Source organism: Melioribacteraceae bacterium (assembly GCA_030584085.1).
In the GTDB taxonomy this organism is placed as follows: domain Bacteria; phylum Bacteroidota; class Ignavibacteria; order Ignavibacteriales; family Melioribacteraceae; genus SURF-28.
On record CP129490.1, the window covers coordinates 135,188 to 151,304 of the forward strand.

The 16,117-nt window shown below is 34.8% G+C and carries 15 protein-coding genes and 1 riboswitch; of the genes, 12 read left to right on the forward strand and 3 right to left on the reverse strand.

From position 1 onward, the window contains the following. Positions 1-22 precede the first annotated feature (22 nt). The 12 genes from QY331_00555 to QY331_00610 all read left to right on the forward strand — a co-directional run bounded on the left by QY331_00555 (position 23) and on the right by QY331_00610 (position 11,628). Entirely contained in the window at positions 23-2,314 is a 2,292-nt protein-coding gene (locus QY331_00555) for a nitrate reductase (GenBank protein ID WKZ69738.1), read from the forward strand. 62 nt (positions 2,315-2,376) lie between these two features. Further along, the gene (locus QY331_00560) at positions 2,377-2,634 is read left to right on the forward strand and encodes a chaperone NapD (GenBank protein ID WKZ69739.1); all 258 of its coding nucleotides are present in this window, start codon (positions 2,377-2,379) and stop codon (positions 2,632-2,634) included. 14 nt (positions 2,635-2,648) lie between these two features. Further along, complete coding sequence (locus tag QY331_00565; GenBank protein ID WKZ69740.1) at positions 2,649-3,164, forward strand: 4Fe-4S dicluster domain-containing protein; 516 nt, start codon at positions 2,649-2,651, stop codon at positions 3,162-3,164. Then, a complete protein-coding gene (locus QY331_00570) occupies positions 3,157-4,005 on the forward strand; it encodes a 4Fe-4S binding protein (protein WKZ69741.1) in 849 nt (282 codons plus the stop codon). The genes QY331_00565 and QY331_00570 overlap by 8 nt, the downstream gene beginning before the upstream one ends. Positions 4,006-4,014: 9 nt before the next feature. Further along, positions 4,015-4,194 carry a twin-arginine translocase TatA/TatE family subunit gene (gene tatA, locus QY331_00575; GenBank protein WKZ69742.1) on the forward strand — a complete coding sequence of 60 codons (180 nt, stop codon included), beginning with the start codon at positions 4,015-4,017 and terminating at the stop codon, positions 4,192-4,194. Between the two features lie 98 nt (positions 4,195-4,292). Then, positions 4,293-4,432, forward strand: a riboswitch (molybdenum cofactor riboswitch). Between the two features lie 140 nt (positions 4,433-4,572). Beyond that, the gene (locus QY331_00580) at positions 4,573-5,181 is read left to right on the forward strand and encodes a hypothetical protein (GenBank protein WKZ69743.1); all 609 of its coding nucleotides are present in this window, start codon (positions 4,573-4,575) and stop codon (positions 5,179-5,181) included. Next, the gene (locus QY331_00585) at positions 5,178-5,726 is read left to right on the forward strand and encodes a hypothetical protein (GenBank protein ID WKZ69744.1); all 549 of its coding nucleotides are present in this window, start codon (positions 5,178-5,180) and stop codon (positions 5,724-5,726) included. The genes QY331_00580 and QY331_00585 overlap by 4 nt, the downstream gene beginning before the upstream one ends. Position 5,727: 1 nt before the next feature. Beyond that, entirely contained in the window at positions 5,728-7,659 is a 1,932-nt protein-coding gene (locus QY331_00590; protein WKZ69745.1) for a TonB-dependent receptor, read from the forward strand. An 84-nt stretch (positions 7,660-7,743) separates the two neighbouring features. Next, on the forward strand, positions 7,744-8,946 hold the full coding sequence (locus QY331_00595) for an alginate export family protein (protein WKZ69746.1): 1,203 nt from the start codon (positions 7,744-7,746) through the stop codon (positions 8,944-8,946). Between the two features lie 103 nt (positions 8,947-9,049). Then, the gene (locus tag QY331_00600) at positions 9,050-9,883 is read left to right on the forward strand and encodes a T9SS type A sorting domain-containing protein (protein WKZ69747.1); all 834 of its coding nucleotides are present in this window, start codon (positions 9,050-9,052) and stop codon (positions 9,881-9,883) included. An 85-nt stretch (positions 9,884-9,968) separates the two neighbouring features. Then, positions 9,969-10,418: a hypothetical protein gene (locus QY331_00605; protein WKZ69748.1), complete on the forward strand. Its 450-nt coding sequence runs from the start codon at positions 9,969-9,971 to the stop codon at positions 10,416-10,418. A 1-nt stretch (position 10,419) separates the two neighbouring features. Beyond that, entirely contained in the window at positions 10,420-11,628 is a 1,209-nt protein-coding gene (locus tag QY331_00610) for a hypothetical protein (GenBank protein ID WKZ69749.1), read from the forward strand. Between the two features lie 4 nt (positions 11,629-11,632). On the opposite strand, the gene QY331_00615 is transcribed toward QY331_00610, so the two are convergent. The 3 genes from QY331_00615 to QY331_00625 form a co-directional block, all read right to left on the reverse strand. Continuing rightward, entirely contained in the window at positions 11,633-12,274 is a 642-nt protein-coding gene (locus tag QY331_00615) for a dienelactone hydrolase family protein (protein WKZ69750.1), read from the reverse strand. 155 nt (positions 12,275-12,429) lie between these two features. Next, a complete protein-coding gene (locus tag QY331_00620) occupies positions 12,430-14,838 on the reverse strand; it encodes a prolyl oligopeptidase family serine peptidase (protein ID WKZ69751.1) in 2,409 nt (802 codons plus the stop codon). A gap of 14 nt (positions 14,839-14,852) precedes the next feature. Then, positions 14,853-16,088, reverse strand: coding sequence for a metallophosphoesterase (locus tag QY331_00625; protein ID WKZ69752.1), 1,236 nt, complete (start codon positions 16,086-16,088; stop codon positions 14,853-14,855). Between the last annotated feature and the right edge of the window lie 29 nt (positions 16,089-16,117).

Sequence of the window (16,117 nt, forward strand, 5' to 3'; positions counted from 1 at the left end):
CAGCCTTATTGGAGGAAACTAAATGAGTTTAAGTAGAAGAGATTTTTTAAGAGCATCTGCATTAACTGCCGCTGCTACAACACTCGGAGTTGGTTCAGTCTTCAATAGCAAAGTTTTTGCTGCAACCGGAATCGACAAAGATCAGTTTGTACAAGACAGCAAAGGTGTAATGTGGCATAAATCCGTTTGTAGATTATGCGGTGTAGGATGCGGTGTTATGCTCGGCGTCAAAGATGGTCAGCCTTTCGGAATAAGAGGAGACAAGGAAAATACGGTAAATAGTGGATTGCTTTGCGTGAAAGGATTTTATCTAAATAAAATGATTACAGCAAAGAATCGTTTACTCTATCCGATGATCCGCAAAAATGGTAAACTTACACGTGCTACATGGGATGAAGCACTAGATCTAGTAGCATCAAAGTTTACTGAAATTAAAGAAAAACATGGTCCAGATGCGCTTGCTTTTTATGGTTCAGGTCAAGCAGAAACAGAAGAAACTTATGTAGCAAACAAATTATTCAAAGGTCATATCGGAACAAACAACGTGGAAGGAAATCCTCGTTTATGTATGGCAAGTGCTGTTGGCGGTTATACAACAACATTTGGTGCGGATGAACCGGTTGGTACTTATGATGATATTGAAAAATGCGATATGTTTTTGTTGGTAGGAAGTAATACAGCCGAAGCACATCCTGTAATATATGACAGACTTGTTGCTCGTAAAAAGCAAAATCCGAATGTAAAAGTTGTAATAATTGATCCAAGAAAAACACCAACCAACAAAATTGCAGACTTACACTTACAAGTAATTCCGGGCTATGATCTTGCAATAATGAATGCCATAGCAAAGATACTTATTGATAATGGTTATACAGATGAACAATTCATTAAAGATAGCGTAAACTTTAGTGACGGCACTAACCCGATTACTTTTGAAGATTACAAAAAGTTCTTAGAAAAATACACACCTGAGTATGCAGCAAAACAATGTGGTGTAAATGCTGAAGATATTGTTAAAGCGGCTAAATTGTTTGGTGAAACTCCTCGTGTTATGACAATGTGGTGTATGGGTGTTAATCAAAGAGTTGCCGGTGTATTCCTGAACAACCTTATTCATAACTTACACTTACTAACAGGTAAGATCGGTAAAGACGGCTGCGATTCATTCTCATTAACCGGTCAACCAAATGCATGTGGTGGTGTGAGAGAAGGCGGTGGTTTATGCCACCTTTTACCTGGACATAGAGCTGTCGCAAATGAAAAGCACAGAAAAGAAATAGCTGAAATATGGAATGTCCCCGCAGAAAACATTCAGCCTGCTCCGGGTAAACATACCGTCGCAATGTTTGAGGGGTTAGCAAAAGGAGAAATAAAAGGTATATATATTCTTTGCACAAGTCCGGCACAATCTCTCCCAAACCTAAACAAGTATCTAAAAGGAATGGAAGACGCATTTATGGTTGTTGCAGAATCATTCCATCCGACCGAAACTTCTCAAATGGCAGACGTAGTTCTACCAGCTGCTTTCTGGGGAGAAAAAGAAGGTGTTTACGGATGTACAGAAAGAAGATCACAACATATGGCAAAGGCATTAGCTCCAGCCGGTGAAGCAAGATGGGATGCATTTATTCTTGCAGACATTGCTAAACGAATGGGCTATGGTAAAAACTTCGAACACTTTACATCAGCCGAAGCAATTTGGAATGAATATCTGAAGACAACTAAAGGAACGGATATGGATTTAACAGGTGCAACTTATACACGACTTAAAAAAGTTCGTGGTTTAAGATGGCCGGTTCCTTCGGAAGATCATCCTGGTACTACTCACAGATTTACAGAAGGTGATCCATACTTCCCTAAAGATAAAGCAGCAGGTAAACGTATGTATTTCTATACAAAACCTGATGGCAGAGCAGTAGTATTTGCTCGTCCGGATAAAGGTCCCGAAGAACAAACCTCTCCTGAATATCCGATAGCATTAACAACGGGGCGTATTCTTGAACAATGGCATACAATGTCAATGACAGGCCAAGTTCCCGAGTTAGTGAGGGCAGCGCCCCGACCTTATGTAGAAATCAATCCTGAAGATGCAAAAGAACTTGGTGTAGCTACAAGAGATAAGGTAAGAATGGTTACAAAACGCGGCTCACTGATTGTTGAAGCAAAAGTTATTGACAGACCACGCAAAGGAACAATTTTTGTCCCTTGGCATTGGCCTGAAAGCTTGACGAACATTTTAACAATCGATGCGGTAGATCCTGGTTCAAAAGAACCTGAGTATAAAGTTGCTGCTTGTAGACTCGAAAAAGTATAGTTAACCCTTGTGCTGGGATTGTTACAAGCAATCCCGGCACGCTATTGTAAGGAGTATAAGTGATGATTATAGCAAGTATGATCGTAAAAGTTGATGAAGAAAAAATTAACGATGTTGTTTTAGAATTACAAAAAATTCCAAACGTTACAACACACGGTATTTATAAAAAAGAAAATATTATCGTTCTTGTTGAAGCCGAATCAAATGATCAGTTAAGAGATTTGGGAAGATTTATTAACTCTACATTTGACGGAGTAATTGGTACATATCCAACTTTCGTTTCGGCTGATGAAGAATTTGAAATAGCAAGAGCGAACTAATATAGATTTTCAAAATGCTGAACTTCATTCTCAACTATATTGAAAAAGCAGTAAGTGATGTTTCACCGCTTCGCCCTCCGGGAGCTGTTCCGGAAAAAGAATTCCTAAATAAATGCATCAAGTGCAATAAGTGCCTGCAAGTTTGTCCTTACGATAGCATTATTACAGCTGGGATTGAATATGGAAAAAGTTTCGGCACCCCGATTATAAATGCAAGAGATATACCTTGTTATGTATGTATGTTGTGTCCGCCCGTATGTCCAACAGGTGCATTGGATAATAATCTCGTTGAAAAAGAAAAAATCAGAATGGGAATGGCGGAAATTAACGAAAACACTTGTATGCCATATGTGGGAATAATTTGCAGAGCATGTTTTGAGAATTGTCCGATTTTCCGTAAAGCAATTATTCTTGAAGATGAGATGTATCCAAAAGTAATTGAAGAACATTGTATTGGCTGCGGTATTTGTGAACAAGTTTGCCCTGTTGAAGGTTCGGCGATTATTGTGAAGAGTTACCATAATGTCTAAATCGACAAAGTTTTATAAAAATCTAAATAAGTACAGAAAATCAGTTCAAATATTTTCAATACTGTTTCTGATTTCTATCCCAATATTAATTTTGTTTGATATTCGATATATAATCGGGAATATGTATTCGATAAGTTTCTGGGACTTGGATATTGTTGATCCCGCTATGATGGTTCAAACTATTGTACTTTCAAAGGAGTTTTATTTACCATTATTAATTGCCGCTTTAATTCCAATTGGTCTCGCTTTAGTATTTGGAAGGGTATTCTGCAGCTGGATGTGCCCATACAACACACTGCTCGAATTACTTGAACCGCGTTGGCTAAAGAAAATTCAAAGAAAAATTTTTAATGGAAAAAGAAAAAGTAATGTTAATCCGAAACCTTACGTTTATTGGATTATTTATGCATTGCTTATTCTAATTACTCTTGTTATAGGAATTCCTCTTTTCACTTGGATCTCAATGCCGGGTATAATCTCTTCTGAAATATTCTCGGCAATAATTGGTCTTGGAATTGGAGTGTGTTCTATAGTTTTCATAATTGTATTTTTAACGGAAGTTATAATCGGTAAAAGATATTGGTGTAAATATTTCTGTCCGGTTGGTGCAACTTTAGCGCTATTCAAAACTAAATATACCATGCATATAAATCATGATGCAGACACATGTGATTGTACTGCTAACGCTGAACCATGCGGTAATAATTGTCCGCTTGAATTAAACCCAAAAGAGAAAAACCTTTATCCATACTGTTTCAATTGTGGTAGATGTATAAAAGTGTGTGAATTGACTGGCAATAAAGCATTGTCGTTTTCATTCAATAACAAAATTAAAAATTAAGAGGTATAAATGTTCGGATCATTTGGCGCTACTGAAATTTTGATAATTGTGTTTGCTTTACTTTTGCTTTTTGGCGGAAAGAAATTACCTGAACTTGCTAAAGGTATTGGAAAAGGAATAAGAGAATTAAAAACCTCGATGAAAGAAGTACATGACGATATCGATATTGAAAAGGAATTGAAAAGTTAAAAAGTGTTCGTCATTCACAAATGTTTTAGCGGGAATTTAGAAGTTAATAATTAGAATAATTTTTAAGGGAATAACTCGTTAATAAATAATTAGTAGAAAATAAATTTTATCTCCGAGCTGAAGATCTAAGGGAAGCATTCCTAAGATTAAAAGCCGTAAGGGTGTAATGAGAAATCATGACACCTCCCGAGTCCCAATAATAAGGGATGAATTGGAAAGGAGAAAGAGGAAATATTAGCTGGTCAATTTGATCAGTAATCTATTTAAACCTCATCTCCGGATGAGGTTTTTTGTTTTAAACTCATTCCTCCAACCCCTTCTCTACCGGCAAGAGAAGGGGGATACTCATAAAAGAGGAATAGATGATGGAAAAAGAGAATGCGAAAATTATTCAAAATAGAAAAACTATCCGAAAGCAATTTGATTAATACTGCTGTATTTGCGGCTGTATGGGGATTAGCCGAAATATCAATAGGCACATTTCTTCATGCATCAAAAATACCTTTCCGCGGTGCAATAATGTCACTTGTTGCCATACTAGTATTAGTTTCCGCAAGATCAGTTCTTAATTATAAAGGTTCATTAATATTGCTCGGTATTGTTACTGCAACATTCAGATTATTTCTTGGTGTAGGTTTTAACATTACTCCGTTTGTAGCAATATTAATAGAATCACTTATAGCAGAAATTATATTAAACAGATTCGGATTTAACAGAGTTACTTGCATTATAACCGGCGGTGCCGTAATGATTTATACTTTGCTTCATGGACTTATAATGCAAGCGGTATTTCTCGGGATGGATATATATAAAGTTTACTATGAACTTGTTTTGAGTTTTACAAACAAAATCGGTCTAGCCGAAAATATTGTTCTAATTGCATTGTTGTCAGTGCCATTAGTTCATTTAACACTTGGTGGACTATCGGCATCATTTGGTTACTCGGTAGGCAGACAAATACAGAATTTAATGGAGAATGAAAAATGAAATACTTGATCGGACTAGTTGTGTTATCTGCAATTATTCTTCCGGCAGAGTTTGTAATTCCGCTTTCGGTAATTGTAATGGTTGTCTATTCACAAATTGATATAAGTCTGCTTCGATTATTCGGAAGAAAGTCGATATACTTTTTGTTCGCAATAGTAGTAGTAATACAACCTATGATAATCGGTGAACAAAACAATCAATTATTCGGGATTTCATATTCGGCAGAAGCATTATTAAACGGACTCGGAATGTTTTGCCGAGCAGTCGTAATTATAAGTTCCATTACATTATTAAACCGAAAGACAGACCGAGAGAACGTTAAAGCATTTTGGAAAAAAAGAGGATTAGAAGAATTTGAAAATGTCTTTAGTAAAGCCGAGGAGATACTTCCGAATATAAAAACAGAATTTAATAAAGTAAGAAAAGAAAACAATTCAATGAAAAGTGTATTAAAAAATCCTGCCGAACAAATGGCAAAGATAATTTATCCACTATTACAAAAACCAGAAAACTTAGTAACTAATAATCGAATCAATGAGGAATAAAATGAAGAAACTAATTTTACTATTTTCACTTATAACAATTATGTATGCGCAGCAAGACTCACTTAAGAATTATAATCTCGGAGAAGTAATTGTCACATCATCTAACAGCAGTTTGGTAAATTCATCTTCGATTGTTGATGTAAAGCTAAACGAAATTAATCAAACCGATGGTTATAACGCAACTGATCCCCTTAAATATATACCGGGACTATATATCACAACTACATCAAAAAACGAATCAAGAATATATATGCGTGGATATGATCAGCGACAAGTTGCAGTTTTCTTAGACGGTGTCCCTATCTATGAACCATATTCCGGCTTGGTTGATTTAAGCAACTTACCGAAAAGCTCAATCGAAAAAATTACTGTATCAAAAGGAATGCCTTCACTTGCATACGGCTCAAACTCAATGGGTGGCACGGTAAATTTTATCACAAAAGATAGAATGGATAAAACAGTTTCACTTGAATTAGAGTCCGGTGCGGCGCACAGAACATCATTCGGTTTAAGTGGCGGATTTGGAAAAATGTTTTACTCCATAAATGCCGGATATTCAAAATCAGATGGATTTGATATTCCCGAAACACAAAGTAATTATCAAAACGAAGACGGGGGAAGAAGAAATAATAGTGATTATGAAAATATCGGTGGAATGTTGAAGGTTGGTATAAACAATTTTCATAATATTAATCTTGCTTACTCATTAATGATTGTAGATAATGAAAAAGGCGTGCCGACGGATGTTTATACAACTCGTCCGCGTTACTGGCGTTATAGTGAATGGCGTAAAACAACAAATAACTTAATGTTCAGTTCAGGCATCGGTTCGTCATTTAGATTTAAGGGAAATATTTTCTACGATACATACAAAAATGTTCTAGATTCTTATGATGATGATACATTTACAACTCAAGATATGAAATATGCTTTTCAATCAACTTATGACGATCATTCTTTCGGAATAAATTTACTTAATGATATTAATGCTTTGAATTTTGGTCTGACAAGAATCTCACTTTCTTGGAAAAAAGATGTTCACAAAGAGGAAGGAAATTTTAACGAAGGATTTTCAAGTTATGAAGCATCTCTTTTCAGCGGTGGAATTGAACAAGATATAAATGTTAGCGAAAAAGTATCTGCTGTTGCTGCTATTGGATATGATTTACTTACACCTATTTTTTCTAACGGTAGTGGTTTAAGAGAACCCGGTTCATCAATTAACGGTTTTGTCGGATTGAGTTATAAAGTAAATGATGATATATCACTTCATATAAACGCATCCAAGAAAAATCGTTTTCCGACATTAAAAGAATTTTACAGTCAAACTGTGGGACGAGATTTATCAAATCCTAATCTAAATGTTGAAGAAAGTATAAACAGCGAACTCGGTATCAATTACAAATTAAGCACCGATATATTATTGAACGGAAACATTTTTTATAGCTCAATAAATGAATTAATTAATCTAGTGATCTTAGAAGATGGTTTAAGACAATATCAAAACATCGGGAAAGCTGAAATGAAAGGCGCTGAAATTGGATTTAATCTTAACGTAGATAATTTGAGTATGAATCTAGCTTATACATATCTATCGGCTAAAAATGTTTCCGATGATGCACAAAATGAAATATTAGAATATCGTCCGGAACACGTGTTGTCAATTGTTCCGAATTATCGATTTAGTTTTGGAACAGAACTTCGTGCGGAGCTTTTCTTTGTCGGCGGAAAATACGGTGTCGATGCTGATTCAAGAGAATTTGTTGAGATGGATAATTACCTGCTAGCAAACGTGAGAGCATCACATACAATTTTCGATAACTATACTTTGTACGTTAGAGTGAATAATTTAGCAGATATTTATTACGAAACAGAATACGGATTCCCGCAGCCGGGTAGAGAATTTTTTGTCGGTTTGAAATTAGGACTATAGCAACTAAAATAGACAACTTATATTTTTATTCCTGACTCCTTATAGATATATTTCATCTTTCAAATTCTAAAATGAAGGAGAAAGATGAAATATTTCTATCTAATTTTACTTCTTTTATATATCTCTGCTTCAGCACAAGAAACATTACAATTTTCAGGTCAAATTAGACCTCGATTTTTCTTAGATAATAAAGACTTCAACAGCCCAACGGATTTCCAAACTTACGGTGAAATGCGCTCGCGATTGGGTGTAAAATTCAAGCCAATCGAAAACTTAACGGCATTTTTCCAACTACAAGATTCAAGAGCATTCGGTGAAGAACCCGGTACGATTTCGAATACAAAAAATGTTGATATCCATCAGGTTTATCTTCAGGTCGATAAGCTTTTTGATCTTCCTTTAAACATTAAAGCTGGAAGAATGGAAGCTTCTTACGGAACTGAAAGAATAATGGCAAGAAACAATTGGAATAACATCGGACGAAGTTTTGACGGCTTAACTCTGCAAATTGATTTCTGCACCAAATGTAAAACAACACTCGATTTGTTTGCATTCCGTACAGCCGAAAGCGGTTTTCCCGAAGATTCACTTGATGAAAATGTAATTGGCGCTTTTGGCGAATTTAATTTTATAGAAGGGTACAAGTTGCAACCGTTTTTTATTTATCGTAGTTCGGCATCAACTTCATACCCGTTTAATGCCTTTGCTGCCGGTGCATATTTAATAGGCGGAATTGGCGGTCTTTCACATCAAGCAGAATTTATTTCACAGTTTGGTGATGAAAGGGAAGACGGACTACAAAGTTTATCGGCATTCTTTATAGGTTATAATGCAAACTATACCTTTGACTCAGAAATTAAACCTTGGATTGGTGCTGGAATTGATTACTACAGTGGCGATGATAATCCAACCGATAATGAATACAAAGAGTTTAATAGATGGTTTGGTGCCGGACATAAATATCTTGGTTATATGGATTACTTTCCCAGATATACTTTTGGTGTCGGCTTAATGGATTTACACTTAAAAGCAGGTTTACAAGTAGAAAAATTAAAAATCAAAACAGCTTTACATTTATTTAATTCTGCCGAAGATTATATTCTAAATGACGGCTCAGCTTCTAACAAATTTGGTACTGAAATAGATTTAGTACTGACATACAATTATAATGACTATTTGGATTTTGAAGCCGGTGCTGGACTATTCTTACCCGGAGAGATTTTTAAACAAAATTTAGGTCCCGATAACTCGACATGGTTTTACTTGATGGCAATTGTTGATTTGTAGATACTAAATCTGAGATAAAGATTTATAATTAAGCATCATCAATTTTTGGTGATGCTTTTTTTTGTAGTTTTGTATATGCTAAAAAGCATCAAGAGGTGATGAAATGAAGAAAACGTTCCTTTATTTATTATTAGTTACCGGTTTATACTTTAATACTAAAGCCCAATGGCAGCAAGAATGGAGTTCAAGCGCTACTTCAGTCTATTTTTATTCCGGATGGATTGCGTTTTCGGAAATTGGCGGGGAGTGGGATTACAAGTTTTATTTAATCGATGAATCCACATTTAAAATTATGGATAGTTATTATTCATCAACACCGCAATGTCAGTACAGTTTTACGACCGAAGAAATTCAAGCAGGATATTCAATTTATTCTTTAGGTGTTGACTTAACAGGAGATAATATAGTTGAGTTTTATGTCCTATCACATTATGGCTCACCGGAACTTTACCGTCAATCTTTTAAAATATTTGATATAACAAACGGGCAAATCCTCTTTGAGAGAAATAATGCGAATTATTATTACAGCTATCCGGTTATTTGGGATGCAGATAATGATCAAGTTTTAGAGTGCAGTTATACGGTTTATGACTATCCCACTTTTGTTAATTATAACTACGAGGTATATAATACAAATATTCCGACTTCAATAATCGGTGATGTTTCTGTTCCGCTTGGCTTTGATCTTAAACAGAATTATCCAAATCCATTTAATCCACAAACTTCCATAGAATTCGAGTTGAAAAAAGAAAGTGATGTTTCATTAACAGTTTATGATGTTCTTGGGAAAAGAATTTCAACTCTTATAGATAAACATGCTTTACCGGGAAATCACAAAATAGAATTCAACGGAGAAAATCTTTCATCCGGGAATTATTTTTATCAACTTAAAGCGGATGGTGAAACGAAAACGAAAAAAATGTCGATTATTAAATGAAAGAATTAGTCGTAACTATTTTGAAGGTTTGTAAATAGAAATTTCTTTATTACATTAAAACGGTGTCATTCAAAAGGGAAGAAAAATGAAAGCAATTAAAATGTTTTTTTTAGTGATGCTAGTGTTCTTATTAGCATCATGCAGCTCTATAAAGCTTGAGCCGGCTAATTTTGCTTGGCCTATCGAAAGCGTTGTTGCAACAGACGATAACGGAAATGTTGCTATTGAAAGATATTCAACAGAGTTCAATGCATCTGCGTTATTTAGAACCGAACTAGGCGATTCGGTTATTGTTCCCGGTAGAGAGTTGAGAATAATACGCGATAATCTCGGTAATTACTTAATGACTTCACAAGGTTTTATGAACGTATATGTTTTTATAATAGACGAGGGTGCATTTGTTCAAACAAATAAAATCTTTATTTCAAAAGAGGGAATGACGAATCCAGCTTTTAATCAACGCACGCCTAATATAGAATTAGTTGATAATGAAATTACATATATCATCGATAGCAAAGGATCAAAGAGGAAATAATATGAAGACTATAAAAATTATCTTGATGCTGTTTGTAATGACCGGCGTTGCCATTGCTCAATCTGATTATCAAAAAGTTGAGAGTTTTAAAGATGAAATAGCTCAGTTGCGTCTTGATATACATAATGCAAAATCTTTAGCAGAACTCGATTCTTTAAGGAATACAATTAACTCACTTAAACAAAAACATCTTGCCGAAAAAGATCTTCTGGATAAAAGTATGTATCCGGAAAACTATAATTCAACCTTTTCAAAACTTCAGGAGGCTATAGATTTAAGAAGAGAAGACTTCACACAAATTGAAACACTTCAAACGGAAGTTGTTACTCTAAAAAGTGAATTGGAAATTTTAAATGAAAAAAACACCGAACTGCTTTCGAAAATAAAAGAGTATCAATCTATTGGCGGTAAAGATGCTCAATCTATCAACGAACTAAAAAGACTAGTAGCAAATCTTAGACAATCGCTTAAGGAACGTGATGAACTGGTAAGAAGTATTGTTGATAGTCTTCTTTCCGACTTTGTAAAAAGTCCAATGTCGTTAAACGAAGCAGAAAGACAACAAGTTTTTGAAAAAGTAGAAACCGGAAATCTGTTGTATAATATCGAAAAGACTATCCGTGATAACATGGAATTTCTAAAGGCAACTCAACTTAATGCTGAAGATTTAGGAGAAGTAAAAGAAGAACAAATACAATTTCATAACATGTGGAAAAGGATAGGTCCAAAGTTAGCTGATGTATATATGGACAAAGGTGAAAAAGCCGGCGAGGTTGCTTATATCACAAATCTTTTTGCACAATGGAATCAAAGACTTGATCGCGAGATTTGGGAGAGAGTTTATCAAGTATTTAGATCCAACAATCTTAAGGTAACTCCTTTTAGCAACGGAAATGAATTTACCAACAATGTTTTAGAGTTTATCGAAAATGAAAAAATTTCGGGCAGCCAAGAATCTTATATAACATTCGAAGATTCAGTTTGGACGGAACAATTAAGAACAACTTGGATACCTGTTCTTATTGATAATGAAATGATAACCACCGAACAAAGAGATACTATACAAACAGCAATTAATAATTGGGAAGGTATGTATGGAGCAGAAACTCCGATCTATTGGTACGTCGCAATTGCAATTATTGTTATCGTATTTTTGTTAATATTTATTCCAAAGTGGAAAAAGAAAAGTAAACCATTAGCCGAACAATAGTTTATTAAAATAGTTTTAACTCATTAAATAACCCGGGTTGAACATCATGTTTGCCCGGGTATTTTTTTATTTCGAAAGTGATGTTTTCTTTAATTAAAATTTCTTCACCTTGCTTAATCCTTTCTTCAGATATAAATTCATCTTCATCGCCAATTACAATTTTTAATTTTCTTGTCAGTTTTGAACGTAGTATATCATAATCTATATCCGGTGGGATAAAACTTCCCCATAGTATCAAGTCGGCATTTTTGAAATGATTATTTACAAACCAGCGTGAAGCGGTTGCGCAACCTTGTGAAAATCCGAAAAGAGTGATTTTTGTATTGGCGTTAATGTTTGAAGAATATTCTGAGTAAATGTTATTTAGAAAATTTATATAATCATTAATTTCGTTTTCGCGGTCCTCTTTAGTCATCCAACTTGCACCAACGTTTCCCCGAAATCCTTTGAAATAAAATTTGTTCAATCCTTCCGGTGCAATTATAAAACGATCGTCCGAATGAATAGTTGTAAAGTTTTGAATAAAATCTTCCGCAAGTTGTGCATAACCGTGAAACACAAACACAATTTCTCTCGTCGAATCATTTAGTTCGCCAAGAGTAAAATATCTTGCTGTTTTTGTAGTTTGTATGTGATGTGATTTCATAATTTAATTTAGTCATTTCGAATGAAACGGAGTTAAGTGAAGAATCTCAAGTCTTTCATTTACATATTATCTAGAGATTCCTCACTCGTAAAAAACGACTCCTTCGGAATGACAAAAGTTAGTTATTGAAAAAGGATTTGAGGTGCACAATCTTTTTACCTCAATGTTCTCTCAAATAATTTATAAATTCTCTTATATTCATCAACCCAACTGCTTGGTTCAACGAAACTGTGATCTTCCATCGGGTAAACTGCTAACTCCCAATTATCTTTTCCTAATTCGATTAATCTTTGTGTTAATCGAACAACATCTTGAAAATGTACGTTCACATCAACCATACCGTGACAAATCAATAAATGCCCTTGCAAACCTTCGGCAAAATAAATCGGTGAACTACGTTTATAAGCTAATGTATCCTCTTGCGGAGTGTTCAATATATTTGCCGTATAAGGATGATTATAATGTGCCCAATCAGTTACGGATCTTAACGCCGCACCGGATTTAAATATATCCCCGTGGTTGAATAATGCAAACAATGTAAGGAATCCACCGTAAGAACCGCCGTATATTCCAATTCTATCCGGATCTATATTATAATTCTCAATTAAAAATTTTGCACCGTCAACTTGATCGGATAAATCTTTTCCACCCATATGTCTGTAAATATCGGTTCGCCAATCTCTTCCGTAACCTGCGCTTCCTCTATAGTCAATATCTAAAACTGTATAACCTTCATCGGCGAGTAAATGATGAAACATATATTCACGTGAATAACTGCTCCACCAATCATGAACATTTTGCAAGTAACCGGCTCCATGAACAAAAATTACAGCTGCACCGTTTTTATTTTCTTCCTTCGGTTGGTAAATTCTCCCCGGTACTTTCTTTCCGTCTTCAGCATCAAACCAAACAATCTCAGGTTTTATCCATGGATAAGAATGAAACTCTTGGGTTCCACCAAAAGTTACTTGTTTCATTTCCGCACCGGGTTTATTTTCCATTAAATATAACTGCCAAGGTTTATTGGATTCAGAATATCGGATTGCCAGCATTGATTGATCTGGAGAAATATAAACTTGATGATTACCATGTAAGTAAGTTATTCGCTCTCGTTCACCGCCATTGATAGGCATTCTATAGAAATCTCTGACAAAGGGACTAACTTCACTTGAAATAAAATACCACCACTTACCGTCATTTGAAATTGTTGGTCCGGTTCCGGCTGCATTACTTCTAGCGGTTCCGGTAATTTCAAAATCTCCTTCTGTTAATTGTTTCTTGTTTCCTGTTTCGACGTTAATTGTGTAAAGATGAGAGTAACCGGATTCTTCCGATTGATACCAAATATGTTTACTGTCCGGCATCCAACCATGATGAGTATCTCCCGATTTCCAACCGGAAATACCGGGACCGCCAATCCAAGCTTCATCTCTTTGTCTGTCTAATAAAGTAAGTGTAGCATTCGATGGAGTAAAATGCATAATCCATCTATCTTTATTGTCCATAGAACGGATTAAAACATCAGAATGTTTGCCGTCGTCGGAATAGAATGGACCGTAATAATAAACTTCTCTTGTCTCATCATATTTATCATCTTTGTTTTCTTTTTTGAAATTGGGTTTGTCATAAATACCCGGAATCTGTTTTCTATCAACAAAATAAACCGTATCATTTTTAATATCGTAAACCCCGAGTTCGTATTTTGATTCCGGTGATCCGACTTTTGCTCTCGCGCTTATATCTTCTGTGTATCCCGATTCGGTTACATAATTAGGCACGTCCGTGTATTTATGATCGGTTGGATACTCAATTGTAACAAATGTTATAAAATCTTCGTTTGGTGAAAGAAAAACATTATCGACCGATTTATTGCCCACAAAAATTTCTTTCGGACGTTTTGGAGCCAACAACTGATCTCCCTTTTTCTTCTGTTCTTTTTCTTCCTTCCTCTCTTTAAGAATTTGAATAAGAGATAACTCTTCCTTTTCCAACCATTTTTCTCTATCGGTTTTGGCTTTATCTTTCGGTTTATTTCCTTGTCTAAAATCAGTTAGTTGTGTTAGTAATCCGCTTTCAAGTTCAATCGAAAATAAATTGCTGTTTCTTAAAAAAAGAATTTTCGTTTCGTCATGCGAAAAAGTGGGAGATGATTCGCGTTCAGTTGTATTTGTTACTTGCCGAATATACATTGATGGTATATCCAACAAAAATATATCATTATTTTTTAGGTAAACCTTTTTAGTTCTGTCTTTATTGTAACTGCCTCTTTCCGGGATTATTTTTTTTCGATCTTCTATTGATAATTTTCTTAATCCGTTACCGTCTCGATCAACAACATAAGTGGATTCAGCTTCGGCATCTCCGGGATTCCACTTAAAATAAATTTGTTTCCCATCCTCAGACCACCAGATTGTACTAGAAACTTCTCCGGTCCATTTCGTGTCTTGCATGATTTGTTCAATCGTTAATTTTGGTTTTGTTTGTACTGAAACAGCTTGTGAATAGAGAAAGTTTGGAATTATTACATATAAAAAAACGAAAAATAATTTTACAGATTTGAACATCAATTCCCCCAGTGTTATTCTTTATTTTGTAATACTATAATTGTTACCTCCGGTGTTGAGTTGTAACGAATCGGAGCAACAGACATACCAAGTCCACGATTTACAATAATCATCATATCGTTCAAATAAAAGTCACCTTTTACATAATTTGTTTCGATTAATGTTGGTGTTAAATTAATATAAGGAAATAGAAGTGTTAATTGCCCGCCGTGTGTATGTCCGGCAGCAAATAAATCATAACCCAATTTTGAGGTTATTTCGATTAGAGATTCGTTGGGTTGATGAGTTAAGAAGATATCAACATCATGCTTTCCGTTGCCATTTACTAAAAATTCAAGATCGGATTGAGTTATTCTTCTTGAATAGGTGTAAGTAACAAATGTAATTCCTATTGTTGAAGAGTCAACATTAATAACGCGTCTATCATTATCGACCATTTCAACTCCGGCAAATTCAAGAGCGGCTGATATTTCTCTTAAACTTCTCGGATGATCACTTCTATATGCCCAATTATCATGATCACCTACACATGTATAAGCTCCATATTGAGCAGTTAATCTTTTGAATGCGTCAGCTCCTTGTTGAATATATCTTGGAGTACTTGTTATTATATCACCCGCGATTAAAACCAAATCCGGATTTGAATCATTAACACTTTCGATGTAATTATTAAGCCGGGCTTCATCAGTGTACCAATCAGCTTGGGTATCGGCAATGAGAGCAATTTTAAATCCCCGTAAACTTTCGGGTAAATTTTCAACATTAAGTGTGGTTACTCTTGTTGAGACAAAATTATAATCGTAGGCAATTCTTGACGGAACATAAATTATAGCTGCAATTATTACAAATAATGTCAGTATTGAAATTTTTCTTCTGACGGCTTCTCTGTTTTTTTTATAAAATGGAAACGCAAGAATTCTCAATATATCGATAGGCAGAAGAAAAACAATACTTTGTACAATTATTAAGACGGAAGTCCAAAAAGGATAAACAAGCTGCCAATCGAAAAACGAATTTTCAATTGCCGACATTCTCTCGGCACCGGAAATCATTAAATAAACAAAATAAATTACAAGTATTACCGGATAAAGATTTGTAAAGATTATAATAGTCCGGATGATTTTCTTAAGTCTCGATTTGTTTATATTGGGAAAGAGTTTTGCAATTGAATTTTTAAAACGTTTGTAGAAATAAAACTCAACGATAAAATAAATTAGTAAAGCTAAAGTTAACTGCATTATAAAAGACATAAACCGCTACCAATACAATATTGAGAAGA